The sequence below is a fragment of the Chelativorans sp. ZYF759 genome (assembly GCF_012911015.1).
GTDB lineage: Bacteria > Pseudomonadota > Alphaproteobacteria > Rhizobiales > Rhizobiaceae > ZYF759.
Map to the genome: position 1 here is coordinate 1 of NZ_WVVV01000030.1, position 8287 is coordinate 8287.

At 59.7% G+C, this 8287-nt stretch carries 9 protein-coding genes and 1 pseudogene; 8 read left to right on the top strand and 2 right to left on the bottom strand.

The features are described 5' to 3' along the window. Positions 1 to 129: 129 nt before the first annotated feature. The 3 genes and pseudogenes from GRZ55_RS22705 to GRZ55_RS22715 form a co-directional block, all read left to right on the top strand. Positions 130 to 465 (top strand): annotated as a pseudogene (locus tag GRZ55_RS22705) (transposase); the annotation flags it as partial. A gap of 91 nt (positions 466 to 556) precedes the next feature. Continuing rightward, positions 557 to 808, top strand: a complete 252-nt coding sequence (locus tag GRZ55_RS22710) for a hypothetical protein (protein WP_169289225.1) — start codon at positions 557 to 559, stop codon at positions 806 to 808. Positions 809 to 825: 17 nt separating this feature from the next. Then, positions 826 to 1905, top strand: coding sequence for an IS5 family transposase (locus GRZ55_RS22715; protein ID WP_169289226.1), 1080 nt, complete (start codon positions 826 to 828; stop codon positions 1903 to 1905). 55 nt (positions 1906 to 1960) lie between these two features. On the opposite strand, the gene GRZ55_RS22720 is transcribed toward GRZ55_RS22715, so the two are convergent. Next, on the bottom strand, positions 1961 to 2482 hold the full coding sequence (locus GRZ55_RS22720) for a putative quinol monooxygenase (RefSeq protein WP_246734948.1): 522 nt from the start codon (positions 2480 to 2482) through the stop codon (positions 1961 to 1963). A 160-nt stretch (positions 2483 to 2642) separates the two neighbouring features. Here GRZ55_RS22720 and GRZ55_RS22725 point away from each other — a divergent pair, with 160 nt between their 5' ends. Then, entirely contained in the window at positions 2643 to 3218 is a 576-nt protein-coding gene (locus tag GRZ55_RS22725; protein ID WP_244301604.1) for a LysR family transcriptional regulator, read from the top strand. Here the strand turns inward: GRZ55_RS22725 and GRZ55_RS22730 are convergent. Next, positions 3190 to 4133 (bottom strand): IS630 family transposase gene (locus GRZ55_RS22730; protein ID WP_186400664.1). Its coding sequence is split into 2 segments (ribosomal slippage): positions 3190 to 3800 and positions 3800 to 4133, totalling 945 coding nucleotides; the frame shifts between segments, so codons are not numbered across the junction. The genes GRZ55_RS22725 and GRZ55_RS22730 overlap by 29 nt on opposite strands. 94 nt (positions 4134 to 4227) lie before the next feature. On the opposite strand from GRZ55_RS22730, the gene GRZ55_RS22735 reads away from it, so the two are divergent. From GRZ55_RS22735 to GRZ55_RS22755, 4 genes are all read left to right on the top strand, one after another. After that, entirely contained in the window at positions 4228 to 4560 is a 333-nt protein-coding gene (locus GRZ55_RS22735) for a LysR family transcriptional regulator substrate-binding protein (protein WP_256376489.1), read from the top strand. Positions 4561 to 5051: 491 nt separating this feature from the next. Continuing rightward, complete coding sequence (locus tag GRZ55_RS22745; protein WP_169289227.1) at positions 5052 to 6272, top strand: site-specific integrase; 1221 nt, start codon at positions 5052 to 5054, stop codon at positions 6270 to 6272. Next, on the top strand, positions 6269 to 7213 hold the full coding sequence (locus GRZ55_RS22750; protein WP_149145806.1) for a tyrosine-type recombinase/integrase: 945 nt from the start codon (positions 6269 to 6271) through the stop codon (positions 7211 to 7213). The genes GRZ55_RS22745 and GRZ55_RS22750 overlap by 4 nt, the downstream gene beginning before the upstream one ends. Next, positions 7210 to 8202 carry a tyrosine-type recombinase/integrase gene (locus GRZ55_RS22755; RefSeq protein ID WP_024897186.1) on the top strand — a complete coding sequence of 331 codons (993 nt, stop codon included), beginning with the start codon at positions 7210 to 7212 and terminating at the stop codon, positions 8200 to 8202. The genes GRZ55_RS22750 and GRZ55_RS22755 overlap by 4 nt, the downstream gene beginning before the upstream one ends. The last annotated feature ends 85 nt before the right edge of the window (positions 8203 to 8287 follow it).

Below are 8287 nucleotides of genomic sequence, written 5' to 3' on the forward strand. Positions count from 1 at the left end.
CTCCTCAGCGGTGTGGTTCAGCAAAACCACTGTTGAGACCTGAGACCCGGTTATGGCCACCCGCTGCGCGATGTGGAGGCTGCGCGCGTGGCCATAACCTGTCGGCAGCACCTGTTCCCGACGTGCTACGGCCCGGAGTTCATCGCCAAAGCGGTGCGGGAGTGGATTGTCGCCGTCGGTGCGAAGACTGCGTTCATCGAGCCGGGCAGCCCGTGGGAGAACGGCTACTGCGAGAGCTTCAACTCGAAGCTGCGCGACGAACTGCTCAACGGTGAGATCTTCTATAGCCTCGCCGAGGCAAAGGTCATCATCGAGGCATGGAGACGCTACTACAACACCGAGCGACCGCACTCATCGCTCGGTTACAAACCGCCAGCACCGGAGGCCATCGTCTGGCCGGTGCCAACCCGTGGATCGGCACCACCATCTGCACAGGCAATGGTCGAAAAGCCGACCATGCATTAACACTGAAACTGGACCACCTGATAGGGGCAGGCCAGTCGTCCCATCCACCTGAGATCAATTCTGAAGCCTTTTCATTCAGGAGTCCGGCGACTTGTCCGGCAAAGTGCGCTTCGCGGCCAGAGTTGTCGGCAAAGATGTCGAAGATGGCGAAGTTGTTCCCGTCAATCTGCAGCGCCGCCCAGAACAATGTCTTGGGTTCAGTTTCTGCGACGATGAGGCCGGCGGCGGTCAGCAAGGCTGCCAATTCGGGGCCTTTACCTGGAGCAGCTTCGAGCTTGATGTAAGTTGGAGAGATCGAAATACCTCCCCATCTGGACCGCTTCGTGATTCAATCTCCCGGTGATTTGCGGGGAGGCAAGGATGCGGGGACAGGCCGGGTTTTGGGACATCGATGAGCGCTATGCGCGGCTGAGCGATGCCGGTGATCCGCTGGAGAAGCTGAACGCGCTGGTGCCGTGGGAGGTGTTCCGCAAGCCGCTGGCCAAGGCACTGAAGCGATCCGATGGCGCCAAGGGCGGCAGGCCACCCTACGACCCCGTGCTGATGTTCAAGGTCATGGTTCTGCAGGCCCTATACGGGCTGTCGGACGATCAGGCCGAGTTCCAGATCCAGGACCGGCTATCCTTCATGCGGTTCCTCGGCCTGGGGCTCGAAGACCGGGTTCCCGATGCCAAGACGATATGGCTGTTCCGTGAGCATCTCTCCCAGGCCAAGGCGATGGAAAAGCTGTTCGCCCGTTTCGACAAGCACCTCACCGATGCCGGCTACCTCGCCATGGGCGGACAGATCGTCGACGCCACCATCGTGGCGGCGCCGAAGCAGAGGGACACCAAGGAGGAGAAGGAGGACCTCAAGGCGGGCAAGGTGCCGGAGGAATGGAAGAATAGACCAGCCAAGCTGCGCCAGAAGGACCGCGACGCGCGCTGGACCGTCAAGTTCTCCAAGGCCAAGGTAGACGAGGACGGAAAGACGCAGCAGCGCGACATTGCCATTCCCGCCTTCGGCTACAAGAACCACGCCTCGATCGACCGCAAGCACGGCTTCATCCGAGGATGGAGTGTGACCAGCGCGTCGGCCTGGGACGGCGCGCAGCTTTCCACGGTGGTCGTGTCCGGCAACACCGGCTCGACGGTGTGGGCCGACACCGCCTATCGTTCGAAGAAGAACGAGACGTGGCTGGAGAAGAACGGCTTCCGCTCCGACATCCACCACAAGAAGCCGAAGGGTCGGCCGATGAGCGAGGCGACGTCACGAGCGAATGGCAGGCGCTCCAAAATCCGCGCCATAGTCGAGCACGTCTTCGCGCATCAGAAGGTCAGGATGGGCCTGTTTGTCCACACCATCGGCATCGACCGCGCCAGGATCAAGATCGGCATGGTCAACCTGGCCTACAACCTCAACCGCTTCGTCTGGCACCGCAGGCAAAGTGTGCCCGCTTGATGGAAGGGCGGCGGCGCAGACCAGTCCGTGGTCGAAATCGAGCCGCCAATCCCTCTCAGGAAGTCTGCCGCAACGCCGAAATCCCTGCGTGACAACCAGCCATCGCCTTCAAGGCCGCACCGCATTCATCGACGACGGGTAATTCGATCTGTCCCTTTGCGGTCGTTGCCGTGTAGAGATCAACCGGCGCCTTTACCGACAGGACATCGGAGTTGTTGATATTCGCGACAACACCGTCGTCCCATCCTCCGTCGACCAGCGCGTCGGCGTTTTGCTTCAAAGCCGCAGCAACCGCTCCTGAGAAGTGAGCGTCGCGTGCTTCTTCATCTGCGAAGATGTCAAAGATTGCGAGCATATCGTCGGCTTGCAGAGCAAACCAAAGTACAGTTCCCGTCTCTGTTTCCCGCACGATAGGTGCGGCACCTGCCAGAAACTCCGCGAAGGCTCCGGTCTGGCCTTCGGCGGCGGGCATGGCGATGTAGCTGGCAGTATGATTTTCCATTGCGTTGTCCTGTGCAGTTGCAGAAGTTGTGAACAGAGCCAGTGCGGCGAATGTCTGAAGGATTTGCGCTTTCATGGTCGTCTCCTGATTTGAAGTGCATCGTGTTTGGTTTCGATGCACTCTTGTCCCATGCTGGGTGCGCCGGGCTCCAATTCCGAAATTCTATTCTTTGATAGACGTGGACTATCGAACTTGTTTTGATGGCCTGAAATGAGATGTGACGGAGAATGTGGCGATGGAAATGAACCAGATCAGGTATTTTCTCGCCGTCTGCGAGCACCGAAACTTCACCCACGCAGCCAGTGCCTCCAATGTCTCCCAACCTTCCTTGACGACTGCGATCAAGAAACTTGAAGACGAGCTTGGAGGTGACCTGTTTGTCAGGGACCGTGCGGGATGCAGGCCTACGTCCCTCGGTAAACTCATGCAGCCAAGGTTGCAGAAGGTTCACGATGAGACGCGACAGGCTAAGGCAGAGGCGGTCCGTCATATGCGCTTGGAGCGGGTTCCAATCTCTGTCGGTGTCGGCGAAACGATTGGCCACAACAGGATTTCGGCAGCTATGGAGCGTACTCGTACGCGATTGCCGCAAGCCGAAATCGAATTGATCGTTGCGTCAACCTCCGAGCTTCTTGCCGGGTTACGAGATGGTGAATTTGACGTTGTAGTCACCGCAGAGAAGGTCAGTGAAGACCTCTATCGTATAGACCATCTCTATGAAGAGGACTACAAGGTCGTGGTGTCAAAGTCGCATCCGTTGGCTGAACTAGAGCACGTCCAGTTTAATCCGGGTCATATCCGGCCGCTTTGAAGTAGTTTGCGCATTCGGCTGGCGTGAAGAGGTCGAGGAGCGGGCCGACTGCGTCCCACAATGCGTCGATTGTCCTCTCGGCCTTTGCGCGCAGCAGCGCCTTGAGCTTGGCGAAGGCGTTCTCGATGGGATTGAAGTCGGGACTGTAGGGCGGCAGGTAGAGCAGGTTCGCGCCTGCTGCCTCGATCGCCTCGCTCACGCCGGCGGCCTTGTGGGCGGGCAGGTTGTCCATCACGACGATGTCGCCCTCCGACAGGGAAGGAACCAGCACCTGCTCGACATAGGCCAGGAACACGTTGCCGTTCATGGCGCCGTCGTAGACGAAGGGCGCGGTCATGCCCGTCAGCCGCAGCGCGCCGGTGAAGGTCGTGGTTTTCCAATGGCCATGCGGCACGCCAGCCCGGCAACGCTCGCCGCGTGGCGCTCTGCCTCGCAGCCGGGCCATCTTCGTCGACAATCCCGTCTCGTCGATGAACACGAGCTTCGCTGGGTCAAGATCGAGCTGGCCATCGAACCAGGCCAGGCGGCGCTTCAGGATGTCAGGGCGGTCCTGCTCAAGTGCATGCGCGGACTTTTTTTCACGGTCCAACCACGGCCCCGAAGCCAGGCACTCAAGGCGCTGCGGCTGATCTTCACCGACCGCTCGACCAGAAGTCGCTCCACCATCTCGTTCAGCGTGATGTCTTTGCGCTCCTCAATCATGTCGACGATGAAGGCTTCATGTGCATCGAGGCGGGAAGCGCGGCGACGACCTTGCGGGCGTGGCGCCAGTTCGCCAATTCTGGCCCGTGCAATCCAGCGGATCGCGCTGGATACTCCCACGCCGAACCGGGCAGCCGCCTTGCGCGCCGACATGCCCTCATTCGAAGCCTTCACAACTCGCGAACGAAGATCCCCGCTCAGTGCTCTTCCCATCATCCACCTCCATCGAGGTGGATGTTGAATCACCCGCGAACGCCGCCGTCACATCACAATCGATTCATCTATCGCCGGACGTGCTCTAAATGCGATCTCTCTTTCGGCTCTTGCTAAAACTGACATGCTTGACCGCCTAAATTGCGAAATGCGGGATGTTTTGCATGGGACCTGCGCGGATCATGGTCACGAACTCTACGCGGCCTATCGGTCAAATCGCGTGGATTGGTTAGTTGAACTTGCTCGGCAAGGGTCAGGTGCGGTGATCCTGCCAGCCACCGCTATTCCTTCGGACATGGGCCTGGTGTCGAAACCCATCGATGGCCTTGAAATATCAAGAACTGTTTTGGCCCTTCGATATCGGCACCAAACGACGAGACCAGAGACAAATGATCTGATCCGTGAGATGACGCGCACGCTGGCGTAGTGAGGTCGGTAATCGACATTCGCCCATCGTGCAGCATTCGTCACTTTGGGCTCAGACCAGACTTTCGCGGCATCACGCTCGAACGTCCGTTCTACTTTTCTTCGAGATCTCGCCCGCAATCCGCCACTTAGCGCTGGAGAAATTGCGCCAGATTGCGGTGAAGGTCACAGCGAACCACACCCATTGTGTGCGGTGATAGTCGTCGGTGACGTACTCTTCAAGAAGCCACCGCGCCGCGTGAGGCGACCTTCGGCGCGGGTAACAGTGGGTGGGTTCTTTTCAATCTTGAAGAGCCGCTTGATTTCCCTGATGACCTCTTCAGCAGACGGCCCCGACTTTGCCGTCGGGTGGAAGTGAATGAACGGCAGGTTTCGGGCGCCGAACGCGGCGCTCCGAACGGCGACAATGGGGTCGGAAGCTGTCGCAAAATATGGTCGAAAGATATGTCTTTGTCGTGAAGGTTGTCGCTCCAACAACATGGAGCGCAAGAAATGGAAATATCAGATCAGACTACCTCCCTTGATCCCTACTTCGCGTCGTTCGAGGACAGTTTTTCTGCAAAGAACTACAAACCCGATACCCTGGCGAATTACCGATACCTGCTTCGCCGCTTCGGGCGATTGCTCGAAACCGAGGGCATTGCACCCTCGGCGTTGACGCCAGAACTTGCCGTCGAACTAGGGCGACGGTTGCCGGTCACACCAAAAAGCCAGATCAAGGTTCCCAATCTTGCCAGGCTGTTTGTCGCGCATCTGATTGAGATCGGGGTGGCGACACGGCCACCGTTGACACCTGCGCAGGCCGAACGTGCAGAGTTGCTGAGCAATTTTGAAACCTATCTTCTGCAGCAGCGCGGCCTCAGCCCGCGAACGATTTATCATGTGCTGCGGTTCGCGGATCGCTTCCTCGATCATCGCTTTGGTGACAATATGCTCGATCTTCCGGCGATGAACATCCGGGATGTCGTGGCGTTCATGGAGCACCTGCTCGCGCGCAAGCACCCGTTCCGCGACAAGACGCCGGCCACGCATCTGCGCAGCTTCTTCCAGTATCTGTTCGCACAGGGCCTGACGACGACCAACCTGTCGCTCAGCGTGCCTAGGACGCATAAGCCCTGGGGCGCCAGGCTTCCGCGTCATCTGTCTCCCGATGAGGTGGAGGCAGTTCTGGCCTCGGTACGGGTCAATCCGCGGCGCGGCGCCCGCGACTACGCAATGCTGATGCTGATGGCCCGCCTCGGCTTGCGCGCACCGGAGGTCATCGCGATGCAGCTTGATGACGTGGACTGGCGGGCCGGCGAGTTGCTGGTCCGTGGAAAAGGCCAGCGTCATGATCGGTTGCCAATCCCGCCCGACGTCGGCGAAGCCATCATCGGCTATTTGCAGCAGGAGCGAACGTCAACGACCACGCGCACGCTGTTCGTGACGCACCGAGCGCCAAACCGCCCATTCAAGGACAGCCAGGTCATAAACGACATCTTGAAGGAAGCGTTCGCGGCGACGGGCGTGAAGCCGCCGACGCCCTATGTGGGCTCGCATGTTCTGCGCCACAGCCTAGCGACGAATATGGTGCGCTCCGGCGCATCGCTTGAGGAAATCGGCGATCTGCTACGGCATCGGTCGCGGGCGACGACGATGATCTACGCGAAACTCGACACGGATAGCCTACGCTCCATCGCCCAATCTTGGCCCGTCGCGGAGGAGGCACGATGAGCTTCCTTGCCGAACTTGACCGCTACGTGACTCTCAGAAGAGTCCTCGGCGCCGATCTGAGTACCGATGCACGGATACTCCGTCGCTTCGCCACCTTCGCCGACCGCGATGGCGCGCAGCACGTGAACACCAATCTGGTCATGCGCTGGCTCGAGAGCCTGCCATCCGCCAGTCCCGGAACCCGGGCAACACGCTTCAGGGTGGCCCGTCAATTTGCGGAATGGTTGCATGGCATTGATCCGAGGCACGAGGCTCCACCCCGAGGATTGGTGCCTGGCCGCCTTCAACGCGTGCATCCATATATTTATAGCGAAGCTGAAATCGTTGCGATCATCGATCAGGCGCGGACGTTACCATCGGTCTACGGCCTGCGTGGCCTGACCTGCTCGACGCTCTTCGGGCTGATCGCCGTGACCGGACTTCGGATCAGCGAAGCTCTCGGTCTCGATCCTGCTGACCTGGAGGTTGAATCCGGCATTCTTCACGTCCGGCAGGGCAAACTCGGCAAGGAGCGATTGCTGCCGCTGGATCATAGCGTCGTGCAACGGCTCGAAAGCTACGGCCGCGAGCGGGACCGGCTGCTCGGGCGCAGGCCGGGAGCATTCTTCGTGACCTGCGAGGGGCATCGTCTTGGCGATTGCAGCGCCCGCTACAACTTCGCGCATGTGTGCCAGCAGATTGGGCTACGAGAGCCGCAGCTTTATCTTCGACATGGCCGTGGGCCGCGCATTCACGATCTTCGCCACACCTTCGCGGTGCGGACCATGCTGAACTGGTACCGGTCGGGCAAAGATGTCAGCCGCGAGATGATCAAGCTCACGACATGGCTGGGTCATGCAAGCCCTGCCAATACCTATTGGTATCTGGAAGCGGTCCCGGAACTGCTGGAACTGGCTTCGTCCCGAATGACTGGCGTGGCGGCGGAGGCGGGAATCCGATGAAGGCGACCAACTTCCCCGCGCTGATCCAACGCTTCTTCACCGACCGGCTCTCTACGCAAATGGAGGCGAGCCGCCACACCGTCGCTGGCTACCGGGACACATTCCGGTTGCTGATCCGGTATGCGAGTTCCAGGTGCGGGAAGCCGCCGACGAAGCTCACGATCGAGGATCTCGACGCCGATCTCGTTGCCGACTTCCTGACCCATGTGGAAACGGCGCGCGGCAACACGGCGCGCACCCGCAATACACGCCTTGCCGCGATCCGATCATTCTTCCGCTACGTCGCAATGACCGATCCGAGCTGGCTTCTTCATTGCCAGCGTATTCTCTCGATGCCGAACAAGCGGTATGTGAAGCGAAGCGTGACGTTCCTTGACGCTCAAGAGATCGCGGCGCTGCTCGCAGCACCAAATCGAACGATATGGGTGGGACGCCGTGATCACGCTCTGTTGCTGCTTGCGCTTCAGACCGGATTGCGAGCGTCAGAACTGATCAATCTGCGCTGCAAGGACGTGGTTCTTGGGACTGGCGCCTACATCCGCTGCATCGGAAAGGGGCGGAAAGAACGCAGCACTCCTCTTCGTCGCGATACAGCTAAGCTGATTCAGGGCTGGATAGGCGAACGCCGTAACAGCGATGGGCCATTGTTCCCGTCGATCCGGGGCGAGCGGCTCAGTCGCGATGCGTTGGAACACCTGGTGCGCAAGCATTGCCTAGCAGCATCACGAGTTTGCCCGAGCCTCGCAGGCAAGCGCGTCACGCCGCACACGTTGCGGCACAGCACGGCGATGGAATTGCTGCATCATGGTGTCGACCAATCCGTGATCGCTCTATGGCTTGGGCACGAATCCGTGGAAACAACCCAGATCTATATCCACGCCGACATGCGGCTGAAGGAAAAGGCGCTCGCGCAGGTTGCCAGCCCAGAAACGCATACCGGGCGTTATCGCCCAAGCGATGAGCTGCTCGCTTTCCTCGAAACGCTCTGATTATGCCGAACTGCCGCATGGCCGACAGCAGACGCAACGGCCGCCGAACTCGGCCATGCGGCATAATCCAGCTTACGGCATAATG

What these genes read in the sequence shown, in the direction of transcription:
- GRZ55_RS22715 (WP_169289226.1), top strand. Translation starts at nt 826, where the DNA reads ATGCGGGGACAGGCCGGGTTTTGGGACATCGATGAGCGCTATGCGCGG.
- GRZ55_RS22720 (WP_246734948.1), bottom strand. Translation starts at nt 2,482, where the DNA reads ATGAAAGCGCAAATCCTTCAGACATTCGCCGCACTGGCTCTGTTCACA.
- GRZ55_RS22725 (WP_244301604.1), top strand. Translation starts at nt 2,643, where the DNA reads ATGGAAATGAACCAGATCAGGTATTTTCTCGCCGTCTGCGAGCACCGA.
- GRZ55_RS22745 (WP_169289227.1), top strand. Translation starts at nt 5,052, where the DNA reads ATGGAAATATCAGATCAGACTACCTCCCTTGATCCCTACTTCGCGTCG.
- GRZ55_RS22750 (WP_149145806.1), top strand. Translation starts at nt 6,269, where the DNA reads ATGAGCTTCCTTGCCGAACTTGACCGCTACGTGACTCTCAGAAGAGTC.
- GRZ55_RS22755 (WP_024897186.1), top strand. Translation starts at nt 7,210, where the DNA reads ATGAAGGCGACCAACTTCCCCGCGCTGATCCAACGCTTCTTCACCGAC.